Source organism: Paraburkholderia phymatum (genome assembly GCF_038900715.1).
GTDB lineage: Bacteria > Pseudomonadota > Gammaproteobacteria > Burkholderiales > Burkholderiaceae > Paraburkholderia > Paraburkholderia phymatum_A.
Genome location: NZ_JAYMRZ010000017.1, coordinates 129,881 through 152,140 on the forward strand (window position 1 = coordinate 129,881; position 22,260 = coordinate 152,140).

22 protein-coding genes are annotated in these 22,260 nt (G+C 63.4%); 8 read left to right on the forward strand and 14 right to left on the reverse strand.

The genetic code is table 11. The features are described from left to right. Positions 1 to 19 precede the first annotated feature (19 nt). Positions 20 to 1,495: a sensor domain-containing diguanylate cyclase gene (locus VSR68_RS27810; RefSeq protein ID WP_342942923.1), complete on the forward strand. Its 1,476-nt coding sequence runs from the start codon at positions 20 to 22 to the stop codon at positions 1,493 to 1,495. 66 nt (positions 1,496 to 1,561) lie between these two features. On the opposite strand, the gene VSR68_RS27815 is transcribed toward VSR68_RS27810, so the two are convergent. Continuing rightward, entirely contained in the window at positions 1,562 to 1,876 is a 315-nt protein-coding gene (locus tag VSR68_RS27815) for a hypothetical protein (RefSeq protein WP_342942924.1), read from the reverse strand. Between the two features lie 151 nt (positions 1,877 to 2,027). Here VSR68_RS27815 and VSR68_RS27820 point away from each other — a divergent pair, with 151 nt between their 5' ends. Beyond that, positions 2,028 to 2,420 (forward strand): VOC family protein, encoded by a 393-nt coding sequence (locus VSR68_RS27820; protein ID WP_342942925.1) that lies wholly within the window; start codon positions 2,028 to 2,030, stop codon positions 2,418 to 2,420. Between the two features lie 55 nt (positions 2,421 to 2,475). Here VSR68_RS27820 and VSR68_RS27825 read toward each other — a convergent pair whose 3' ends face one another. Continuing rightward, on the reverse strand, positions 2,476 to 3,471 hold the full coding sequence (locus VSR68_RS27825; protein WP_342942926.1) for an AraC family transcriptional regulator: 996 nt from the start codon (positions 3,469 to 3,471) through the stop codon (positions 2,476 to 2,478). 360 nt (positions 3,472 to 3,831) lie between these two features. Between VSR68_RS27825 and VSR68_RS27830 the strand changes: the two genes are divergently transcribed. From VSR68_RS27830 to VSR68_RS27850, 5 genes are all read left to right on the forward strand, one after another. Next, on the forward strand, positions 3,832 to 4,884 hold the full coding sequence (locus tag VSR68_RS27830) for an NAD(P)-dependent alcohol dehydrogenase (protein ID WP_342942927.1): 1,053 nt from the start codon (positions 3,832 to 3,834) through the stop codon (positions 4,882 to 4,884). Between the two features lie 201 nt (positions 4,885 to 5,085). Beyond that, a complete protein-coding gene (locus VSR68_RS27835) occupies positions 5,086 to 6,045 on the forward strand; it encodes a LysR family transcriptional regulator (RefSeq protein ID WP_342942928.1) in 960 nt (319 codons plus the stop codon). A gap of 92 nt (positions 6,046 to 6,137) precedes the next feature. After that, positions 6,138 to 6,620: a type VI secretion system tube protein TssD gene (tssD, locus tag VSR68_RS27840; protein ID WP_342942929.1), complete on the forward strand. Its 483-nt coding sequence runs from the start codon at positions 6,138 to 6,140 to the stop codon at positions 6,618 to 6,620. Between the two features lie 13 nt (positions 6,621 to 6,633). Continuing rightward, positions 6,634 to 7,116, forward strand: coding sequence for a DUF2778 domain-containing protein (locus VSR68_RS27845; protein ID WP_342942930.1), 483 nt, complete (start codon positions 6,634 to 6,636; stop codon positions 7,114 to 7,116). After that, positions 7,113 to 7,400: a hypothetical protein gene (locus tag VSR68_RS27850; protein WP_342942931.1), complete on the forward strand. Its 288-nt coding sequence runs from the start codon at positions 7,113 to 7,115 to the stop codon at positions 7,398 to 7,400. The genes VSR68_RS27845 and VSR68_RS27850 overlap by 4 nt, the downstream gene beginning before the upstream one ends. 75 nt (positions 7,401 to 7,475) lie before the next feature. Here VSR68_RS27850 and VSR68_RS27855 read toward each other — a convergent pair whose 3' ends face one another. From VSR68_RS27855 to VSR68_RS27885, 7 genes are read right to left on the reverse strand one after another with little or no spacing between them, the layout of a single operon-like run. Continuing rightward, positions 7,476 to 7,754, reverse strand: coding sequence for a hypothetical protein (locus tag VSR68_RS27855; protein ID WP_342942932.1), 279 nt, complete (start codon positions 7,752 to 7,754; stop codon positions 7,476 to 7,478). 13 nt (positions 7,755 to 7,767) lie between these two features. Beyond that, the gene (locus VSR68_RS27860; RefSeq protein ID WP_342942933.1) at positions 7,768 to 8,232 is read right to left on the reverse strand and encodes a dihydroneopterin aldolase; all 465 of its coding nucleotides are present in this window, start codon (positions 8,230 to 8,232) and stop codon (positions 7,768 to 7,770) included. Beyond that, positions 8,229 to 8,879 (reverse strand): sarcosine oxidase subunit gamma, encoded by a 651-nt coding sequence (locus VSR68_RS27865; protein ID WP_342942934.1) that lies wholly within the window; start codon positions 8,877 to 8,879, stop codon positions 8,229 to 8,231. The genes VSR68_RS27860 and VSR68_RS27865 overlap by 4 nt, the downstream gene beginning before the upstream one ends. After that, positions 8,869 to 11,868: a sarcosine oxidase subunit alpha family protein gene (locus tag VSR68_RS27870; RefSeq protein WP_342942935.1), complete on the reverse strand. Its 3,000-nt coding sequence runs from the start codon at positions 11,866 to 11,868 to the stop codon at positions 8,869 to 8,871. The genes VSR68_RS27865 and VSR68_RS27870 overlap by 11 nt, the downstream gene beginning before the upstream one ends. Further along, positions 11,865 to 12,164 carry a sarcosine oxidase subunit delta gene (locus VSR68_RS27875; RefSeq protein WP_342942936.1) on the reverse strand — a complete coding sequence of 100 codons (300 nt, stop codon included), beginning with the start codon at positions 12,162 to 12,164 and terminating at the stop codon, positions 11,865 to 11,867. The genes VSR68_RS27870 and VSR68_RS27875 overlap by 4 nt, the downstream gene beginning before the upstream one ends. Positions 12,165 to 12,187: 23 nt before the next feature. Then, positions 12,188 to 13,432, reverse strand: coding sequence for a sarcosine oxidase subunit beta family protein (locus tag VSR68_RS27880; protein WP_087733733.1), 1,245 nt, complete (start codon positions 13,430 to 13,432; stop codon positions 12,188 to 12,190). A 37-nt stretch (positions 13,433 to 13,469) separates the two neighbouring features. Further along, positions 13,470 to 14,858, reverse strand: coding sequence for an L-serine ammonia-lyase (locus tag VSR68_RS27885; protein ID WP_342942937.1), 1,389 nt, complete (start codon positions 14,856 to 14,858; stop codon positions 13,470 to 13,472). Positions 14,859 to 15,264: 406 nt separating this feature from the next. Between VSR68_RS27885 and VSR68_RS27890 the strand changes: the two genes are divergently transcribed. After that, positions 15,265 to 16,350: a GlxA family transcriptional regulator gene (locus VSR68_RS27890; RefSeq protein ID WP_342933166.1), complete on the forward strand. Its 1,086-nt coding sequence runs from the start codon at positions 15,265 to 15,267 to the stop codon at positions 16,348 to 16,350. Between the two features lie 219 nt (positions 16,351 to 16,569). On the opposite strand, the gene VSR68_RS27895 is transcribed toward VSR68_RS27890, so the two are convergent. The 5 genes from VSR68_RS27895 to lhpH form a co-directional block, all read right to left on the reverse strand. After that, positions 16,570 to 16,842, reverse strand: a complete 273-nt coding sequence (locus tag VSR68_RS27895; RefSeq protein ID WP_342942938.1) for a hypothetical protein — start codon at positions 16,840 to 16,842, stop codon at positions 16,570 to 16,572. Next, positions 16,842 to 17,711, reverse strand: a complete 870-nt coding sequence (locus VSR68_RS27900; RefSeq protein ID WP_342942939.1) for a hypothetical protein — start codon at positions 17,709 to 17,711, stop codon at positions 16,842 to 16,844. Before VSR68_RS27900 ends, VSR68_RS27895 begins: the two co-directional genes overlap by 1 nt. 473 nt (positions 17,712 to 18,184) lie before the next feature. Beyond that, positions 18,185 to 19,669: a glucose-6-phosphate dehydrogenase gene (zwf, locus tag VSR68_RS27905; RefSeq protein WP_342942940.1), complete on the reverse strand. Its 1,485-nt coding sequence runs from the start codon at positions 19,667 to 19,669 to the stop codon at positions 18,185 to 18,187. Positions 19,670 to 19,902: 233 nt separating this feature from the next. Next, complete coding sequence (gene lhpI / locus VSR68_RS27910; protein ID WP_342942941.1) at positions 19,903 to 20,820, reverse strand: bifunctional Delta(1)-pyrroline-2-carboxylate/Delta(1)-piperideine-2-carboxylate reductase; 918 nt, start codon at positions 20,818 to 20,820, stop codon at positions 19,903 to 19,905. A 322-nt stretch (positions 20,821 to 21,142) separates the two neighbouring features. Continuing rightward, positions 21,143 to 22,150, reverse strand: a complete 1,008-nt coding sequence (lhpH, locus tag VSR68_RS27915; protein ID WP_342942942.1) for a trans-3-hydroxy-L-proline dehydratase — start codon at positions 22,148 to 22,150, stop codon at positions 21,143 to 21,145. Positions 22,151 to 22,260 lie beyond the last annotated feature (110 nt).

The window sequence follows — 22,260 nt, forward strand, 5'->3', positions numbered from 1 at the left end:
TTTCGATTCTGGACCCGTCATGCCCAACTCCTCCCGCCCACGCAGCACAGCCGACGACGACTCCGAAATGTTCGACCTCGCCCCCGTCGCGCTGTGGCTGGAGGACTTCAGCGGCGTGAAGGCGCTGTTCGAAACGTGGCGCGAGCAGGGCGTGACCGATCTGCGCGCGCATATCGGCGAGGACGTGCGGCGCGTCGCCGAATGCGCGAGCCGCATCCGCGTGATCAAGGTGAATCAGAAGACGCTGTCGCTGTTCGAAGCCGCCGATTTCAGTTCGCTGACGGACAGCCTTTCCACCGTCTTCCGCGACGACATGCTGAAGACGCACCTCGAAGAGCTGTGTCAGCTTTGGGCTAGCCAGCCGCACTTCACGAGCCAGACCGTCAACTACACACTCGGCGGGCGGCGGCTCGACATCCTGCTGAAGGGCAAGATCCTGCCGGGACACGAGGACCGCTGGGATCGCGTGCTGGTGTCGACGGAGGACATCACCGAGCTGGAAAAAGCGCGCCGTCGCGTGACGGCCGCCGAACAGCACGTGCGCGGACTGTTCGAGCATTCGCCCGTGTCGCTGTGGGTCGAGGATTTCAGCGCGGTCAAGCGGCTGCTCGACGAAGCGCGTGCCGCCGGCATCACCGATTTCCGCACGTTCACCGACGTCCATCCCGAGTTCGTCGAGCGCTGCATGGCCGAGATTCACGTGATCGACGTGAACCGGCACACGCTGGAAATGTTTGCCGCGCCCGACAAGCGAACGCTGCTGTCCCGCCTGCCCGAAGTGTTCCGCGACGACATGCGCCCGCACTTCCGCGAGCAGCTGATCGACCTGTGGGACGGCAAGCTCTTTCAACAGCGCGAAGTGCTCAACTATTCGCTCGAAGCGAACGAGGTGCACGTGCACCTGCAATTCTCGGTGCTGCCGGGCCACGAACGCACATGGGACCTCGTGCTCGTCGCGCTGACCGACATCACCGCGCGCAAGAAGGCCGAGGCGTATCTGGAGTTTCTCGGCAAGCACGACGTGCTGACGAAACTGCGCAACCGTTCGTTCTATGTCGACGAACTGAACCGGCTGGAGCGCAAGGGTCCGTTCCCGGTGACGGTCATCATGGCCGACCTCAACGGCCTGAAGCGCGTCAACGACCAGTTGGGCCATGCCGCCGGCGATGCGCTGCTGCGCCGCGCCGGCGAAGTGCTCTCGAAGGCGATGGAGACGCCGTTCAACGCGGCGCGCATCGTCGGCGACGAGTTCGCGATCCTGCTGCCCGGCACCGACGAGCGCGGCGGCGCGGCGATGATCGAGACGATCCGTCAGCTCGTCGATCTGAACAACCAGTTCTATCCGGGCTCGCCGATCAGCTTTTCGATGGGCGCCTCGACGGTGCAGCGCGGCGAGCGGATCGAAGAAGGCGTGCAGCGCGCCGATCTGCTGATGTACGAGGAAAAGCGCGCGCACTATACATCGCAGGCATCGCAGGAAGCGGGCAGCAAGTGAGCGGCGGGCGTTGCGCGCCCGCTTGCTCATCCGGTTGCTCGTTCCGTTGCTCGCCCAGTTGCTCCTTCAATCGCGCACTGGAACGCCATATGCACTGACGATGCGGCGATCCTGCTCCGCCGCAGAAAACAGTTCCCATTCGAGCCCGTTCACGTCGACGCTGCTCGAATAGCCTTCCGCCGAGTCGTCCTCGAAGCCGACATGGCGCAACTGCCCTGCTTTTTCGGGCTTTTCGTTGATCGAGAAGTTGAGCAGACCGGTGCGCCACATCGCGTACTGTCCCGGTACCACGGCCGACGGCGGCTGGCCGAGCCGGCGGCTATAGTCGGCAATCGATTCGTCGAGGTTCGCAACGGCCAGCGCGATGTGAAAACGCTTCATGGTGTCAGGCTCCGCGTGAGGATTGTGTGGGTGACGACGCGACCATCGTAATCACCGCGCGCACGCGTAGCCAGTTCAGCAGTCATGCTGGTATCGGCGTTACCTGTCTCTCACGTTGTGTCGGGTTTCGATCTGAAAGGAGCCGCTTGCGATGCTTTCCCACGTGTACATCGGCGTCAATGATTTCGAGCGCGCGTATGCGTTCTATTCGGCGCTATTGCGCGAACTGGGACTCGTGCTCAAGTTTCGCGAGGATGACAGACCGTGGGCGGGATGGATGACACCCGGCGTCGCGCGGCCGCTCTTTCTGGTCGGCAGGCCGTTCGACGGGCAGCCGGCCGTCGCAGGCAACGGCCATATGGTCGCGCTGCTGGCGCCCGATCGGCCCACCGTCGATCGCGTGCACGCGGTGGCGCTCGCACATGGCGCGATATGCGAGGGACCGCCCGGACTGCGCCCCGAGTATCACGCGAACTACTACGGCGCGTACTTTCGCGACACCGACGGCAACAAGCTCTGCGTCTGCTGTCACGACGCCGCCTGAGAGCGATGCCACAGCGACGTCATAGCGCCGTCATAGCGCGGCGGGGCACGATGCTTCAGTTCGTCGTCACGTACTTGCCGAACTTGCGCACGGGCGCGGCGGGCCGCTGCGGCGGGACGGGAACAGCGGGGTCCAGCGTGCCGCGCATGCGCTTCACTTCGTCGACGGGACTGAGGCCGAACAGCCGCTTGAACTCGCGGCTGAACTGCGACGCGCTTTCGTAACCAACGCGCGCGGCCGCCGCGCTCGCGTTGAGCCCATCCTGCACCATCAGCAGGCGCGCATGATGCAGACGCGTCGTCTTCACGTACTGCATCGGCGAAGTCGACGTGACGGTCTTGAACTGCGCATGAAACACGGCAAGGCTCATGCCGGACTCGCGCGCGAGCGTCTCGACGTCGAGCGCGCCGTCGTATTCGGTGTGAATGCGGCGCAGCGCCTTCGCGATGCGCCCGAAGTGATGCTGATGCGTGAGCGCCGCGCGGATCGCGTCGCCCTGCACGCCCGTCAGCACGCGGTAGCAGATTTCGCGCACGATCGACGGCGCGAGAATCCGCGCATCGAACGGCGACACCAGCGCTTCGAGCAGACGCAGCACGGCATCGCTCAACGGCTGGTCGAGCGGCGTCGAGTAGATGCCGCGCGGCTCGCTGTCGACGGCGCCATGCGTTTCGTTCAGCAGCATCAGCAGTTCCGCGACCATCGTCAGGTCGACGCGAATCGAAATGCCGAGGAACGGCTCTTCGATGCTCGCTTCCGTCTCGCATTCGAACGGTAGCGGCACGGAGAGCACGAGGTATTGCTGCGCATCGTAGATGTACGAGTGGCCGCCCAGGTACCCGCGCTTTCTGCCCTGGCAGACGATCACGATGCTGGGCTCGTACATGACGGGCCGCCGCGGCATCGGATGATTCGCGCGCAGGAACTTGACGCCTTCGAGCGGCGCGTCCGTCATGCCCTCGTTCGGCGCGAGCGTGCGCAACAGTTCGACCATACGCTGCTGCGGCGTGAATTGCGCAAGCGCGCTATTTGAAAGTTTTGTGTCCGACATGATTAAATCCGTTCGACGCTTACATGATGCGCCATAGAATATGGCTTGAAATCTAGCATTAAATGGCCTGCCGCGAACGGCGTCAGGAGAAATAGGCAAGCCTTCAAGACGTTCAGGTATTCCCTGGGGCGCGCGCGATCCCTACTATGGGAACCCTGTCGCAAAGCCCGCTTTCTGTCCGCAACACCACCGTCCATCGCCTCGCACGAGGCATGCGAAGCGCGCACCGCCGCCTTCCCGTACATCGGACGGACATCCCAACGGACTCCCGCGTGCCTCGGCGCACGACAGATTCGCCCGCCGCGCGTTGTCAACGCGCGTGGCGCCTCGCTGAATTGCATCATCAGGATTGGAGCTTTCATGACCACGACCCACGCTTACGCCGCAACCGACGCGCAATCGAAACTCGCGCCGTTCGAATTCCAGCGTCGCGAGTTGCGCGAACACGATGTGCATATCGAAGTCCTGTTTTGCGGTGTCTGCCATTCGGACCTGCATCAGGCTCGCAATGAATGGAAGAACACGATGTTCCCCGTCGTCCCAGGCCATGAGATCGTCGGCCGCGTGACGAAAGTCGGGCCGCAAGTGTCGAAGTACAAGGCCGGCGATCTCGTCGGCGTCGGCTGTCTCGTCGATTCGTGCCGTACCTGCGCGAGCTGCCAGGAAGGCCTCGAACAGTATTGCGAGAACGGCTTTGTCGGCACGTATAACGGCAACGATCGCGTGACGGGGGCCGTCACTTACGGCGGTTATTCGACGCAACTCGTCGTCGACGAATCGTTCGTGCTGCGCGTGCCGGAGAACCTCGATCCCGCGGGCGTCGCGCCGCTTCTGTGCGCGGGCATCACGACGTATTCGCCGCTGCGCACCTGGGGCGCGGGGCCGGGCAAGAAGGTCGGCATCGTCGGCCTGGGCGGCCTCGGTCACATGGGCGTGAAGCTCGCGCATGCGATGGGTGCGCACGTCGTGCTGTTCACGACGTCGCCGTCGAAGATCGACGACGCGAAGCGCCTCGGCGCCGACGAAGTGGTGATCTCGAAGAACCAGGCAGAGATGGATGCGCACGCGAACAGCTTCGATCTGATCGTGAACACGGTCGCGGCGCAGCACGATCTGAATCCGTTCATCAACCTGCTCAAGCGTGACGGCACGCTGACGCTGGTGGGCGCGCCGGAGCACGATCACCCGTCGCCGCAAGTGTTCAACCTGATCATGAAGCGACGCCGGCTGGCGGGCTCGCTGATCGGCGGCATCGCCGAAACGCAGGAAATGCTGGACTTCTGCGGCAAGCACGGCATCACCTCGGACATCGAGATGATTCCGATGCAGAAGATCAATGAAGCATACGAGCGCATGTTGAAGAGCGATGTGAAGTACCGCTTCGTCATCGATCTCGACTCGCTCCGGAAGTAACGGGCAGCAGGACCCAACCGCTTTACCCCTTCCACCCGGGCCGCGCAGGACGGCGGCCTGTCCCTGCTCCCCGCGTTGTATCGCTCTTGCATCCGCAGTACCGGCGCGCCTTCCCGACGGGACGGGGCATGCCGCGGCTTTTCTTGCTGATTTGGTTTTTTGTGGAATGTCCCGTGTGCCAGCAATCAACTGGAGAGTTCCGTGATCGACCGTATCCAGGCGATGCGTACCTTCATGCGTATCGTCGATACCAATAGCTTTACCCGCGCCGCGCAATCGCTCGACCTACCTCGCGCGACGGCGACAACGATTGTGCAGAATCTGGAAGCAATGCTCGGCACCGCGCTGCTGGTGCGCACGACGCGGCGCCTGAGCCTCACGCCGGAAGGCGCGGCATATTATGAGCGCTGCGCGCAGATCCTCGCCGACATCGACGAGATGGAAGCGAGCTTGCGTCAGACGCAGGACAACCCGAGCGGACGGCTGCGCGTCGAAATGCCGGGCGCGGTGGCGACATCGATTGTCCTGCCGGCGCTCGACGATTTTCACGAGCGGTATCCGGCCATCGATCTGGCGATCGGCGTGAGCCATCGCAATGTCGATCTCGTCGGAGAGGCCGTGGATTGCAGCATCCAGTTGGGCGAGTTGCCCGATTCAGGGCTGGCCGCTCGACGTCTCGGCTCGCTGGAGCATGTGACGTGCGCGAGTCCCGCGTATCTGGAGCGCTATGGCGCGCCGGAGAGTCTCGACGACCTTTCGGGCCATGTCGCGGTGAACTGCATGTCGCCTCACAACGGCCGCGCCGTCGATTTCGACTTCGACGTCGGTGGCAGCCCGTTGACGGTGAAGGTGAACGGCTTCATCAAGGTCAGCGACGAGCACGCGTATCTGACTTGCGGTTTGCAAGGGCTCGGGTTGATCCAGCCCGCGCGGATCGCAGCGCAGCCGCTGCTCGAGAAGGGACTGCTGCGCGAAGTGCTGCCGCAGTGGAAGCCGGTGCCGATGCCTGTGTCCGTTGCTTTTGTCAAAGGACGTCGCGTGTCGCCGCGCGTGCGGGCGTTCGTCGATTGGCTCGCTGAGCTGTTCGAGCATCAGGGGCATGTCGAGGCGGATATGTCGCGTGTGCGGCAGTTGATGCGTGGGGGGTTGCATGCGGCGTGAGGGGTAGCTCGATCCCACTGCAACACTTCTTTGCGATCCATTCAGGAGCAGATGCTACAAGCGAATTGCTAATCAAAAAGGAGACGGGCTCTATGGCGATTCCATTGCATCTATGGTTGAAAAATGAAAATGGCGCAGAGATCCGGGGGTCGAGTCATGTCGTTGGACGCGAAGGAAGCATCGAGGTCCTCAGCCTCACGCACGGCATGCACGTAGACACGGATCATGTGACCGGCAAGCTGGTGGGCGGGCGGTCACACCGCCCACTCACGATCGAGAAAGAGCTGGATCGCTCCTCGCCGCTGCTGTACATGGCACTCGCGCGTGGACTGACTTTGCAGTCAACTGAACTCAAGTGGTATCGCGTCAACGATGCAGGCCGCGAGGAAGAGTATTTCAACATGCTCTTGCGCCACGTGAAGGTTGCCTCGGTCACACCTAAGGTGCTCAATATCAAAGAACAGCCCTCTATCCACCGCAACCATTTCGAAGTTGTTGAGTTTCGCTACGAGGAAATTACATGGTGGTATCTCGACGGCAATCTGAAGTTCAAAGACGCCTGGAACCTGATCTGAGGAAGGAGACGCAATGCCAGTGCGCTGTACGTTCTCTCTCAACAATCAGGAAACCTCGGAGCTTTACTGTTCCGGATATGGCACGGTCAAAGCGTTTTCAGGTTCAGGCCAAGGGCGTGACAATCCGTATACGACTTCAATACCCGACGTCGGCCCATTGCCTAAAGGCACCTATTACATCGTCGACCGCCACTCCGGTGGCATGATGGGATGGCTATACGATTGGGCCGGCGAACATGGTATCGGCACGACGGATCGCTCTAAATGGTTCATGCTCTGGAATCCGAACGGGGGCGACACGACCAATATCAACGGGGTCAAGCGCGGTTCGTTTCGACTGCATCCAAAGGGACCGCTTGGTCTGAGTCATGGATGCATCACCGTCGTCTATCCGCCTGAGTTCGACGCTCTCGAGAGATATATCCGGGCACGGCCACCTGGGCTTCCCGTACCGGGCGCAGCATTCAGGGCATACGGCACAGTGGAGGTCAGGTGAGACGACTGTTGTTTATTGCAGCGTTTATCACCTGCACCATTGGCGGTGGCTGGCTGCTCGCATGCTTCGTCACATCATTCCCGTTCGAAATGCCGGTATTCCTTTACCGTTTGATTCGCTTTTCGATAGCAGTCAGTGGCTATGACGGGCTTGATAATCCGGAGGACATTCAAACACTCGGACTGGTGTGTCTCGTGGTCGCATGCTGGCTGGTCGCTGCCCTCACGTTTTGGCTCGCGATGCTGGCAATCAGTCGCTGGCGGAGGTCTCCAGTCCGAACTTGAGTCCCGGCGTCGACGCTGGCCGGTTCAACCGTGCGGGACTTTAGAGCCCGCACGATGCGATCCCAGTCAGGTTGATCAGTTGTCCGCTTCTTCCTGTGTCCGGCGCCTTCGCGCCCGCGCCTCCCCCACCACCCTTGCCAGCGTCGCGGGGCTCATCCGCGCGGCGACTTCCCGCACATACTCGTGATGCCTCGCATCGAGCGGCGCGTCCAGGTGTTGCGCCTGGAGATAACGGATCAACGCGATGCGCCGATGGCCAAGCGCCATACTCTGATCGAGCAGCGCGACAGCCGCGTGCGCATCGCCGGCCGCATACGCGCGCTTGAGCAGTTCGGACGTATGCGCGCGCGACATCTCGAACGCTCGCTCAACGCCCAGCCGCAGAAGCCGCGCGATGCATGTCGTAATCGGCGCGCGTCCAGTCCAGCTCGACACCGATCCGCTTCGTACCCTCACGAATCTTCGGCTTGTGCAAACAAAGCGTGAGCGCGTCGAGCGCGGGCCACTCGTCGAACGAAAGCTGCGCGATCTCAACGGCGAGCGTTTCGAGCATCCGCGTATGCGGCTTGGTCGCGAGAAACTCGCTCACGCGATTGCAGTAGCGCTCATAGTCGATCATCGCATGCGAACCTTCTTCCGAAGGCTCGCAGCGATACGCAAGACTCGCGTCTATCACGACAGGCTGCGGCGCGAGATGTTCGTGCGCGTGAATGCCGATGCGCGTCGACACGACCAGTTCGTCGATGAAGACGCGCCAGCCCCTGCCGCGCGCCCCATGCGAGCCGCGCAACGGCTGCACGTAAGCCGCCAGAGGTTCTTCGAACGGCTTCACGACAACAGCGGCTCAGCCGCATCGAGCATGATACGCACGAAGTAATCGGCGAAGCTACGGCGCACGACGATTTCATACGTATCGCCGGCGACGGGCACGAGCACGATCGACGCCTTGAAGTAGTGGCTCTGCGCGCACTGGCCAGGCGCGAACATACGCGGATGCAGATCGAGCGGACAGCCGCGCGAGATCACGTCGCGCACTTTCTCGCCGCTTACTTCGAGCACGGTCCAGCCGCTGCCGATATCGACAGCCGATGCGAACTGCCCTTGCAGCGCCTCGACCAGCTTGTCCTCGGCGACGGGCGCCTGCGGCTGCAGCGAACGCACGAGCCATTCATCGGGGCCGAGCCACAGCACGTCATAGCCGTTGCCGCGCGCAACCGTATTCGGCTTTGCCGGCGGAAGGCAGCCCGTCACGCTTTCGACAGCACTCAGAAACGCTGCATCGGCCGCATCGCCACGCAGCGTCACCAGATCGCAAAACGCCTTCTCGCGCAGATGAAATTTCGTCGATGGCGCGGCCGCTTGCTTCTTCACCAGGCCGTTCACGCCGACGAGCGGCGACTCCTGCCAGGGCTGGCCCGCCATCCGTTGCACGACAGCCGAGGTAGCGCCCGGTGCATTATTCCTTGTTTCATTCCACATGTTGACGCACTCCTTCCGTGTCGTAGAAAACCGGGCTCGCGATCTTCGCAGCGATCTGCTTGCCGCTCGACAGCGGGATCGTCACGCTCTGGCCCATCTTGTTCAGTCCGCCCTTGACCACGGCGAGCGCGATCGAACGGTTGAGAATCGGGCTGTAGTAGCTCGACGTCACGTGTCCGAGCATCGGCGCGGTATCGCCCTGGAACGGACCGGCGACGATCTGGCTGCCCTCGGGAATCACGAACTGCGGATCGTCGGAAAGCAGGCCGACGAACTGCTTGCGGCCATCCTTCACGGTATCCGAGCGCGTGAGCGAACGGCGTCCGAGAAAGTCCTTCGACTTCGCAACCAGCCCGCCCATGCCGAGATCGTGCGGCGTGATCGATCCATCGGTGTCCTGGCCGACGATGATGTAGCCCTTCTCCGCGCGCAGCACGTGCATCGTTTCCGTGCCGTACGGCGTGATGTCGAACTCGGCGCCCGCGGCCATCAGCGCTTCCCACACCGCGCGGCCCATGTTCGCAGGCACGTTCACTTCATACGCAAGCTCGCCCGAGAAGCTGATGCGCATCACGCGCGCCCTCACGCCCGCGACCGTGCCGTTGCGATACGACATGAACGGGAACGCCTCGTTGGCGAAGTCGATGTCGCTGCACACCTTCTGCACGACCTTGCGGCTCTTCGGACCGACAACCGCGAACGTCGCCCAATGATCGGTGACGGATGCGAGGCGCACCTTCATGTCGGGCCACTCGGTCTGCAGCCACCGCTCCATCCACGTGAGCACGCGCGCCGCGCCGCCCGTCGTGGTGGTCATCATGAAGTGCTGTTCGCCGAGGCGCACGGTCACGCCGTCGTCGAACACCATGCCGTTTTCGTCGAGCATCAGGCCGTAGCGGCACTTGCCGACTTCGAGCTTGCTCCACGGATTCGTGTAGACCCAGTTCAGCAGCTTCGCGGCATCGGGGCCCTGAATGTCGATCTTGCCGAGCGTCGACGCATCGAGAATGCCGACGCTGTTGCGCACCGCGAGACACTCGCGCTTCACGGCCGCGTGCAGGTCTTCGCCCTTCAACGGGAAGTACCAGGGGCGCTTCCAGTTGCCGACGTCCTCGAACATCGCGCCGTTCTCGACGTGCCATTCATGCACGGCCGTCTTGCGGATCGGGTCGAGCAGATCGCCGAGTTCGCGGCCCGCGAACGTGCCGAAGCTCACGGGCGTGTAGTTCGGGCGGAACGTCGTCGTGCCCGTTTCGGGAATCGACTTGCCGAGCGCATCCGCGAGAATCGCCATGCCGTTGATGTTGCCGAGCTTGCCCTGATCGGTGCCGAAGCCCATCGCCGTATAGCGCTTCACGTGCTCGACGGATTCGAAGCCTTCGCGCGCAGCAAGCAGAATGTCGGCTGCCGACACGTCGTTCTGGAAATCGACGAACTGCTTCGGGCCGCGCGCCGCCTCGACGCGGCTGCCGACGAGCCACAGCGGCTGGATCGGCGACTCGGTGACTTCCGCGACCTGCGGCACTTGCGGGCGCGTCACTGCATAACCGATCGACTTCACGGCTTCGATGCCCGCATCGACGGCCAGACGCAAGCCGCGCGCGAGGCTGAACTCGCCCGCCGCCGCGCCGACGCTCGTCTCCGGCTGCATGCCCTTGCCGGGCACGAAGCAGACCTTCGTGTCGTTCCAGTGCGCCTTGCCGCCCGACTGCGCGAACAGGTGCAGCACGGGGCTGAAGCCGCCCGACATCGCGACCAGATCGCATTGCAGATCCGCCTGCTTCGCGCCCGTCTTGCCGTTCGAATACGAGACCACTTCGACCGACGTCACGCGCTGCTTGCCGTGCGCCGTCATCACGGCCGCGTTGTTCATGATCTTCACGCCATGACGGCGCGCCGCCGCCTGCAATGCGCCGCTGCCCTGCGCGCGCGGATCGACGACCGTCACCGTCGCGCCGCACGCCTTCATGTCGAGCGCGCACTGATAGCCCGCGTCGTTGTTCGTGAACACGACCGCGTTACGGCCCGGCAATACGCCAAAGCGCTGGATATACGTCGACACGGCCGACGCCAGCATCACCCCCGGCAGATCGTTGTTGCCGAAAACGATGGGACGCTCCTGCGCGCCCGTCGCGAGAATCACGCGCTTCGCGCGGATCTTCCACAGCAGCTCGCGCGTGCCCTTGCGCATCGACACGGGCAGATGTTCGGTCAGGCGCTGCGTCACCGTGACGAGGTTGTGGTCCTGATAGCCGAACGCCGTGCTGCGCGTGAGGATCTTCACGTCCGGCATGCGCGACAGTTCCGCTTCGATCTTCTCGACCCAGCTCATCGCCTGGCGTCCGTCGATCTCGGTCTTGCACGACAGCAGGCTGCCGCCGAGCTCGCGCTGATCGTCGACGAGAATCACACGCGCGCCGTTTACAGCCGCCGCATGTGCGGCCGCGAGACCCGTCGGCCCGCCGCCGACCACGAGCACGTCGCAATGCGCGTAGCACTTGTCGTAGCGGTCGGCATCGAGCACCTCGGGCGACTTGCCGAGACCCGCTGCTTCACGAATCTTCTCTTCGTACTTCGGCCACCATTTTTGCGGCCACATGAACGTCTTGTAGTAGAAGCCCGCGGGCATGAAGCGCGAGAACTTCTGGTTGATCGCCATGCGATCGTGTTCGAGATTGGGCTCGGCGTTCACGCTCGTCGCGACCAGTCCCTGATACAGCTCGATCTCCGTTGCGCGCGCATTCGGCACCGTGTACGCGCCGCGCTCGAGTTGCACGACGGCATTCGGTTCCGCGACGTCGGCCGTGACGATGCCGCGCGGACGGTGATACTTGAAGCTGCGCGCGACGAAATGCACGCCGTTCGCGAGCAGCGCCGATGCGAGCGTGTCGCCCTGAAAGCCCTGATACGTGCGGCCGTTGAACGTGAAGGTCAGCGGAATCGCGCGGTTGATGCGCCCACCGGCGCCGAGGCGGTTCTTCTGGCTCATTGCTTGTTGCCCCCTTGTGCATCAGCAGACGTGTTGCCGATCTTGAACGTGTCGTAGCTCTGGATGTTGTACGAGACCGTGTCGCGCGTCGCCATGAACCAGCGGCGGCAGCCCTGCGTGTGCATCCATTGCTCGCGGTGCACGCCGCGCGGGTTCTTGCGCATGAACAGGTAGTCGCCCCATTCCTTGTCGCTGAGCTTGTCGGTGTCGAGCGGACGCGCGATGTCGGCTTCGCCGCCACATGAGAATTCGGATTCGGCGCGCGGCCCGCACCACGGGCATTCGATCATCAGCATTGCGTTTCTCCTCGTGAGTGCGTTTAGTGGGCCACGGCAGCAGCGCCGTGTTCGTCGATCAGATGGCCGGTGTAGAAGCGGTCCAGCGAGAACGGCGCGTTCAGCGGATGCGGCTCGTCGTTCGCGATCGTGTGCGCGAACACCCAGCCGGAGCCCGGCGTCGCCTTGAAGCCGCCCGTGCCCCAGCCGCAGTTGAAATACAGGCCCTTCACGTCCGTCTTGCTGATGATCGGGCACGCGTCCGGCGACACGTCGACGATGCCGCCCCACTGGCGGTTCATCCGCACGCGCGAGAACACCGGGAACATTTCGACGATCGCCTGCAGCGTGCCTTCGATGATGTGGAAGCTGCCGCGCTGGCCAAAGCCCGTGTACTGGTCGACGCCCGCGCCGATTACGAGATCGCCCTTGTCGGACTGGCTGATGTACGCGTGAACCGCGTTCGACATGATCACGGAGTTGACGACGGGCTTGATCGGCTCGGACACGAGCGCCTGCAACGGATGGCTTTCGAGCGGCAGACGGATGCCCGCCATGTCGGCGAGCGTCGTCGTATTGCCGGCTGCGACCACGGCGACCTTCTTCGCCTTGATGAAGCCCTTCACCGTATCGACGCCCGTCACGCGGCCGCCGTCGCGGCGAATGCCCGTGACCTGGCAGTTCTGGATGATGTCGACGCCCGCCTGGTCCGCGCCGCGCGCGAAGCCCCACGCAACGGCATCGTGACGCGCGACGCCTGCGCGCCGCTGGATCGACGCGCCGAGCACGGGATAACGGCTGTTCAGGTTGATCGTCGGCTCGATTTCCTTGATCTGCTCGGGCGTGAGGAATTCGGCATCGACGCCGTTCAGCCGGTTTGCGTTCACGCGGCGCTCAGTGTCGCGCACGTCCTGCAGCGTGTGCGCGAGGTTCATCACGCCGCGTTGCGAGAACATCACGTTGTAGTTGAGGTCCTGCGACAGGCCTTCCCACAGTTTCATCGCCTTCTCGTACAGCGCCGCCGATTCATCCCACAGATAGTTCGAACGCACGATCGTCGTGTTGCGCGCCGTATTGCCGCCGCCGATCCAGCCCTTCTCCAGAATCGCGACGTTCTTCACGCCGTGTTCCTTCGCGAGGTAGTACGCGGTCGCAAGACCATGCCCGCCGCCGCCGACGATCACGACGTCGTATTCCTTCTTCGGTTCCGGGCTTCTCCACTGCCGCTCCCAGTTCTCGTGATACGACAACCCGTTGCGGAACAGACTGAATATCGAATAGCGGCTCATCGTGCAGACCCCTTCGTCGTTGCCTTGCTGGTTTCCATTAGCATTCGATGACGTTCACGGCGAGACCACCGCGCGACGTCTCCTTGTATTTCGTTTTCATGTCGGCGCCCGTCTCGCGCATCGTCTTGATGACGTTGTCGAGCGTCACGTAGTGCTGGCCGTCGCCCTTCAGCGCCATGCGCGAAGCGTTCAGCGCCTTGATCGCGCCCATTGCGTTGCGCTCGATGCACGGAATCTGCACGAGGCCGCCGACGGGATCGCAAGTCATGCCGAGGTTGTGCTCCATGCCGATCTCGGCGGCGTTTTCGACTTGCGTCGGCGTGCCGCCCATCACGGCCGCGAGCGCCGCCGCGGCCATCGAGCACGCGACACCCACTTCGCCCTGGCAGCCCACTTCCGCGCCGGAAATGGACGCCGTTTCCTTGTAGATGATGCCGATGGCGGCCGCCGTCAGAAGGAAATCGACGATGCCGTTCTCGTTCGAGCCCGGCACGAACTTCACGTAGTAATGCAGCACGGCGGGAATCACGCCCGCCGCGCCGTTGGTCGGCGCCGTGACGACACGGCCGCCCGCAGCGTTCTCTTCGTTGACGGCCATCGCGTACAGATTGACCCAGTCGAGCATCGACAGCGGATCGCGCAGCGACTCTTCGGAGCGCGTGCGCAGCTGCACGGAGAGATCGGCGGCGCGGCGCTTCACCTTCATCGGGCCGGGCAGCTCGCCGTGCATCTTGCAGCCGCGCTCGACGCAAGCGGCCATCGTGCGCCAGATGGTCAGCAGCCCTTCGCGCACGTCCTCGGGCGAGCGCGACGCGCATTCGTTCGCGAACGCCACCTGCGCCACGGAGAGGCCGCTTTCGCGGCACACGCGCATCAGGTCGTCGCCCGTGCGGAACGGATACGGCACTTCGCCGCCCGCGCGCACGCCGTTCACGCGATCGCCTTCGCGGTTCACGACGAAGCCGCCGCCGACCGAGTAATACTCTTTCTCGACGAGCAGCTGGCCGTTCTCGTCGAAGGCCTGGAAGCGCATGCCGTTCGGATGGACGACGCTGCCCGTGCCGGTCATCAGGCGGCGGAAGAACGCAATGTGCTCCTTCTCTTCGAAGGCGATGGCGTGCTTGCCGAGCAGCGACAGGCGCTTGTCCTTGCGGATTTGAGCCAGGCGCGGCTCGATCAGGTCGGGGTCGATGGTGTCGGGCAGATGGCCTTCGAGGCCGAGCAGCACCGCCTTGTCGGTGCCGTGGCCCTTGCCTGTCGCGCCGAGCGAGCCGTACAGCTCGACTTTCACGCGGCGCACGAACGCGAGCAGATTCGCGTCCTCGATATGCGAAGCGAAGCGGCACGCGGCGATCATCGGACCGACGGTGTGCGAACTCGATGGGCCGATGCCGATCTTGAACAGGTCGAAAACGCTGACGTTCATGGAAACCTTGCTCAGTTGAGTGGGCGGAAACGCGAAGATTGCAAAGTGACGCCAGTACACCAAAGCGTAAAATCCGCAGATAGAACAAAAACGGCATCGACGTGGGATGGCGACGCCAGCGCCCGCTCCGGCTGCGTTTCTGCGCAACTCGGCGACGGAAAATCGCAAGTCGAAGCGCGTTCAGGATCGCCGGATCGCACGCCTGTTGCGGGCGCACGCGCTTCGCATCCGCGAAAGTCGGCGTCGGAAAAGGACAAGAGGCGCGAAGCCGGATCGGCGACGCTAGGGTTATCCCCACGCGCGCGCGTTGTAGTGTCGCGTGTCGGTGCCGTGTTTTCGTTTTGCTTCGTCGTCAGCTCTTGTTCAGCCTGCCGGACCTTGTGACGTTTTCCTGCGCCATAGCGCCATGACCATCGTTGATTCGCTACCGCTGACTTCCATCGATGCGCTGCCCAAAGAGCGCATCCGCTTCGGCATCATCCTGTTGCCCAACTTCACGCTGACGGCCTTTTCGGGCTTCGTCGACATGCTGCGCCTGTCCGCCGACGAAGGCGACTACAGCAAGCCCGTGCGCTGCTCATGGAGCGTGATCGGCGAGTCGCTCGCGCCCGTGCGCGCGAGTTGCGGCATCCAGATCACGCCATGGGAGACATTCGCCGATGCCGAGCCGTTCGACTATGTGGTCGTCGTCGGCGGGCTGCTGCATTCGGGGCCGCAGGCAAGCGACGAGACCTTGCAGTTCATCCGCAATGCGGCGCGCTCGAATGCGACGCTGGTCGGCATCTGCACCGGCGTGTTCGCGCTGATGCGCGCGGGCGTGCTCGACGAGCACCGGATCTGCGTCAGCTGGTTCCACTACTGGGATTTCGTCGAGCGCTTTCCTTCCGTCAATTCCGACGCGCTGATCGCGGACCGGCTGTTCGTGATCGACCGTCGACGGATCACGTGCTCGGGCGGGCGCGCGTCGATCGACGTCGCGGCGGCGATCCTGCTGCGGCACTTCGAGACGGCGACCGTCCAGAAGGCGCTGCGGATTCTGCTCGTCGGCGAGATGCAGAAAGGGAACGCGCCGCAGCCGCATCCGCCGGGACTCGAACCGGCGACGCATCCGAAGGTCAAGCGCGCGATCCTGCTGATGGAGCAGCACGTCGGGCGCACGCTGCCGCTCGAGGAACTGGCTTGCAAGCTGGATCTGTCGCCGCGTCAGTTGGAGCGGCTGTTCAAGGCGGAAACGGGCAAGAGCCCGCAGGCGTTTGCGAAGCAGGTTCGGCTGAGAACGGCCGCGTGGCTGCTGACGAGTTCGGATCGCACAGTCGCGGATATCGCGTCGAGTTGCGGATTCTCCGACGCGTCGCATCTGGGGCGCGAGTTCCGCAAAGAGTTCGGCATGCCGCCGGTGATGTTCAGAGAGCAACGCGGCGGAACACCGGTTGAAGGCGATGCGGCCGCGGCGTATGAGGAGACGTTTCCGGGGAGGGTGGATGTGTTTTGAGGGGGGCGGTGCAAATGTGACAGCCGGAAAGTCAGGGCAGAACCCGACGTGACAAGCGTCGGCTTTTCGAACTGGGGGTGCGCGCGACCTTCAGTTGGACTTCCCGGGTAGACGGATCGTACGGCCCTCTCAGGACGGGGATCGCCGTCCCATACTAAAAGGGCAAATCGCGCCGACCTCGCAAAGGTCGCTTTTGCATTTGCGCTGCACGATGGAGCGTTACTCTGTTGGCGGCGAATCAGACTGCTGCGTAACGGTGACGTATTGCTTGAGTTCCGGCTGGTCGATTGCCAGGAGCAGAAGTGCTGCCCCGCCCAGTTGCCGGGCGAACTCATCGTCAAGTGCGAATGATCGGTCTTCAAGCGACCAGGGCAAGACAAGGGCTCGCTGCTTTAGCGCGGCGACAGCATTTCGGTCGACCGTACATGTTTCGATTTGCTGCCCATCCTCGTTGTACGTAATCAACACACATCGCGGTCCGCGTTTGCTCATCACATCCCCCTTAAACAGTTTGCGTAACGGTTCATTGCGCGCTCTTTGCACATGCTCCAAGAAGATCGATCCATCGCGGCGTAGGCTCTGCATTCGTCCATGTCAGCTTCGTATTGCATTTCGCATTCCGCTTCCTCTGTTGGAGTGAGGAATACCCCTGCATCCTGCTCGGCGTCGCCGGTCGCGTCAGGCGTGTACTCGAACGGCTGAGCATCGCCGAGCGGCGTCGATGCTTCGTCATCCGTATCGACGTCGCCCGCAAAACTCTCAGCCATGTCGGTTGTGCCGTCGCCATCCATCTCCGTATCCGAATCGCCGCCGAGCACGGATCCGGCCACGTCTTCCACCATGCCGGGCAGGTCGCCGTCATCGTTGCCGCTACTTGCAGCCATTGCAGCCCGAGCGGCTTTCAATTGCTTTTCCCACGTTGCCGGATCATACGGACCAGTCAAGACCGGTTCGCCTTCCCATGTCAGGGGACCGGGCCCCGCATTCTCGAAGGCGGCCCACTTTGTGCCGCCACTTCCGCCGAACGCGCCTCCGCCTGACTGCCACGGCCAACGCAGCGGCGCGGGCGTCGGCCGAAACGTCATCGGATGCGAGCGCCAGCCGCGGTTGATGACGGGCACAAGCACTCCGTCGCGGACGGCCTGTTTGAGCGCGCGCTCGATACCCGCGTTATCGGTTGGCAGTTCCCAATGAACGAGGTTCAACTGGTCACTCAGGAATGAGCGGATCGCATCGATATCCGCTGCAATGGTTCGCCGGAAATCGTATTTGGGACGGAAATACCGGTCGAAGGTGCGCCTGTCATCTTCGATTTCGCGCTCCCGCTCACGGCGCGCGTCCCAGTCGGCGAAGCGGCCCACGTATGCGCCAGAAAGGCTGTAGAACTCCCTGGCGGGTACAAGCACGCTGCCATGTACCGATATCGAGCGGCACGTGAAGCGCGTTATATGACATACACCCGCCTATAGCTGCGCATTCAGCCTCCACGTCGTTGTGCGATGAAGGGGATATACGTAGCACGGAGTCAGGTCGCCAAGGACCAATATGACGATTTTTGACGCAAGCGGCGCGGGGGGCGTCCCGCTGGTTTCGTGCGCGCGGGCGATTGCGCGAGATGATTCGCTCGGAGATTGAGCGTCATCTCGACGCGCGAGACTGGCAACAGGCGTTCGGCTGAACCGAGGAAGGGCGGACAGCCCACGTGCCTCGCAGCGGTGTGCGCTATGAGGCGGTCGAGTCCGATCTGGATCACGATGGAGATTGGAACGGCTACCAGTTACTCAGCCCCCCCTCCGCCTTCCTCAACTCACGATTCAATCGAAGCCGAACCCGATCACGTCTCCTCCGACCACACCATATTCTCCCTTGCCATCATCGCCGTCGAAGCCCCCGGCCCGAACGTCCCGGCCGTATAGCCACGCGGCTTGTCACCATTGCGCTTCCAGCCTTCGATGATGGGATCGACCCACGTCCATGCCGCTTCCAGTTCGTCGCGGCGCATGAAGTGCGTGAGCCTGCCGCGCACGACGTCGATCAGCAGACGCTCATACGCTTCCGCGCGACGGCTCGTGAACGCCTGCTCCAGATCGAGATTCAGGTTCACTGGCAGGGTGCGCATGCCGCTGCCCGGCTCTTTCGCGAGCATCTGCAACTGGATCGATTCGGCAGGCTGAAGCTGGATCACGAGACGGTTGCCGCAATTGCGCGGACCGCATGGGCTGTTCGGCATGATCGAGAACGGCATGTCCGCGAATTCGATGACGATCTCCGACACCTTCTTCGCCATCCGTTTCCCCGTGCGCAGATAGAACGGCACATTCGCCCAGCGCCAGTTGTTGATATGCGCGCGCAACGCGACGAAGGTTTCCGCGCGGCTGTCGGGCGGCACGTTCGCTTCTTCCAGATAGCCCTTGACGGGCTCGCCGCCTACTGCGCCCGCAGTGTACTGGCCACGGACCGTGTCGCGCGTAATGTCTTCCGCCGTCATCGGACGCAGCGAGCGCAGCACCTTCAGCTTCTCGTCGCGCACGGCGTCCGCATCGAGTGAAACGGGCGGCTCCATCGCGACGATGCACAGCAGTTGAAGCAGATGGTTCTGCACCATGTCGCGCATCGCGCCCGTATGGTCGTAGAAGCCCGCGCGCGTGCCCACGCCGACCGACTCGGCCACCGTGATCTGCACGCTGCGGATATACGGCGCCTGCCACAGCGGTCCGAAGATCGCATTGCCGAAGCGCAGCACCATCAGGTTCTGCACCGTCTCCTTGCCGAGGTAGTGATCGATACGATAGATCTGGTGCTCTTCGAAATGCCTGCCGACCGAGTTGTTGATCGCCTTCGCCGATTCGAAATCGTGGCCGAGCGGCTTTTCGAGCACGACGCGCGCGCGGTCGTCGACGAGATCGTGCGAAGCGAGGTTGTCGCAGATCGCAGTGAACAGTTCCGGCGACGTCGACAGATAGAACACACGCAGCGCATCCTTGCGCGACGCTTCGGCGAGACGCACGTAATCGGCGGGCTGATCGACATCGACGCGCACGTACTCGAAGAGCGCCAGAAAGTGGTCCCATGCAGCCGAGTCGAACGCCTTCGACTCGATGAAGGGCCGGCTCTGCTCATCCATCCACTTCAGATAGTCTTCGCGCTGCCAGTCGCGGCGGCCGATCGCGAGAATGCGCGTCTCGGCGGGCAGATTGCCGTGCGCATGCGCCATGTAGAGCGCGGGCAACAGCTTGCGGGCTGACAGGTCGCCGGCGCCGCCGAAGATGATCATGTCGAGCGGGAGGTCCGGCGAGGCAGGGGCGTTGGAAGTCGTCATAGCGCGGTCGCGAAAGATGAACTGCTGGGAGAAACGCAAGCCCGTCCGGGCCGCCCTTTCAGGCAGCGCTCATGCCGGACGCGTTTGCGCGAGACGACTATGGTGCAACGTTTTCGGATTGTTTGCACGCATGCTTTCGTGACACGACACGCACGCTCGTTCGTGCCGGATCACTCTCTCTCGAAACCGGAAACACGCGCCTCGATCGCAGACGCGAGCGCGTTTTCGGACATTCAGCCCGCGTCCAGCGTCGATCGCGCGACGCGTCCCGCTGCCAGATCCCACGCCGCGCAGCCGACGGTCTTGAACACGATCGGCCCGTCGAGCGCAGGCTCGCATTCGAGCGCGCGCGCCATGCCCGTGACCGTCGACCAGTCGATGCCCGCCTGGATGAAATCGCCTGCCTCGTGCTTCGCGCCCGCCAGATCGTCGACGTAAAGCGCGCTGCCCGCGAGCGTGCGCGCGCCGATCTCGCACATCTGCGGCGTGAACGCGCCGACGCCGATCACGAGCCGCCCCGCGCGCGGCGCTTCGTCATAGACGGCCTGACGGCTCGTCGTCAGCGCGATTACGACATCGACTGAATCGGGCGTCGCCGTATCGGCGAGCGGCTGGAGATCGCGCGCGCTGCCGCGCTGCGCATCGCAGAACGCCTGCGCGCGAGACGCCGACGTGCCGCGCACGCGCACGCGCGCCTCCGGATACAGCTCGCCGATCGCCTGCAGATGATTCGCGGCCTGCGTGCCCGTGCCGATCAGCAGAAAGTCCTTCGGCGCGGCGCGCGAGAGCGTCTCGATGCCGAGCATCGTCATCGCGGCCGTGCGACGTCCCGTGACCGTCGGACCGTCGAGAATGAATAGCGTCTTGCCCGTGTCGGGATTGAACGTCATGACCTGGCCGTGGATCGTCGGCAGCGCGCGCTCGCCGTTGCGCGGGCACACGTTGACGAGCTTGTGGATCGCGAGATCGGGCGCGGCGGCGGGCATCGACAGCATGATGCCGTTGTCGTTCAGCGGCACCACCAACCGCTCGGGGCTCGCGATGCGCCCCGCCGCGTAATCGGCGGCGGCTGTCTTCAGCGCATCGACGAGCGCGCGAAAGGGAATCAGGCGGGCCGTTTCGGCGGCGTCGAAAATCGGCGTGCTGCTCATGGCGGGGCGTGCTCCTCGTACGTTGAGTCGTGCGTTCGGTTTTGTGTTTGGGCCGGCGTTGTGTCGTGCGTTCAGTCCTGTGTTCAACCGACGCTCGGTTCTGCATTCAGTCCTGCACTGAGTCCTGCACTGAGTCCTGCGTTCAGTCCTGCGTTCAGTCCTGCGTTCAGTCCTGCGTTCAGTCCTGCGTTCAGTCCTGCGTTCAGTCCTGCGTTCAGTCGCGCGCCCAGTCCTGCATTCAGTCGCGCGCTCCGTCCTGCGCTCAGTCGCGCACTTAAGCGCGCACTCAGTCGCGCGTTCAGTCCTTCGTTCAGCCTCGCCTTCAGCGGACCAGAAATCCGTAATTGAGCGGATCGCGCTCATCGACGATCCAGTTCGCGAAGCCACAAATATGTGCGTCGCCTTCGATCTCGGGAATCACGGCGTCGAAGCGGTCGAGCTTCGTCTCCGACAGCACGCGTCCGCGAAACACCGTGCCGATGATCGACTCGTTGACGAGCGTCTCGTCCTTGCCCAACTGGCCGCGCAGATACAGTTGCGCGACGCGTCCCGCCGTGCCCGAGCCCGTCGGCGAGCGATCGACTTCTCGGTCGGCGAACACGCAGCAGTTGGCCTGCGTCGAGCCCGCGTGACGCGGCGCGTTATCGACGATCGTGCCGTAGATGTGGTTGATCTCGGGAATGTGCGGGTGCTGGACCTTGAACGCATCGTTGGCCGCGCGCTTCACTTCGGCGCCGAACTGGATCAGGCGGTCCACCTGCTCTTCGCGCACGTCGAGCCCGAACGGCTCGCCCGACGTGTAGAAATAAAACGCGCCGCCGAACGCGATATCGCCGCGCACAGCGCCGAAGCTCGGCGTCTGAACGCTCACGTCGCGCTGCCAGATGAACGACGGCACGTTGACGAAGCGCACGCTGCCCGCGTGATCGCCGTCCCATTTGACGAACGCCTCGATGAAGCCGCACGGCGCATCGATGCCTACGCGCGTTTCCGGCTCGGTGCGCTCGACCCAGCCGAGCGCGACGGCCGTCGTCGCGAGCGCGATCACGCCGTGGCCGCAATGGTCGCTATAGCCCTCGTTGTGGACGAAGATGATGCCGAAGTCAGCGCCCTCGGTGACGGGCTCCGTCAGGTAGCCGCCGTACATGTCGGCGTGGCCGCGCGGCTCCAGCATCAGCGCGCGGCGCAGATGATCGGCATGTTCCTTCAGCCATGCGCGCCGCTCGACGATGGTCTTGCCGGGCATCTTCGGCAGCCCGCTCGTGACGATGCGAAACGGCTCGCCGCCCGTATGCACTTCGACCGTGCTGATCACGCGGTTCAGTTTCATGATGCGTTCGCGCCTCGCGTTACGGGCCCGGCCGGCTGCATATCGAACATGTCGTCTCGCTCCATGATTGGCTATATTGGATCATAATGTAGACCAGCCTTGGTTGACCA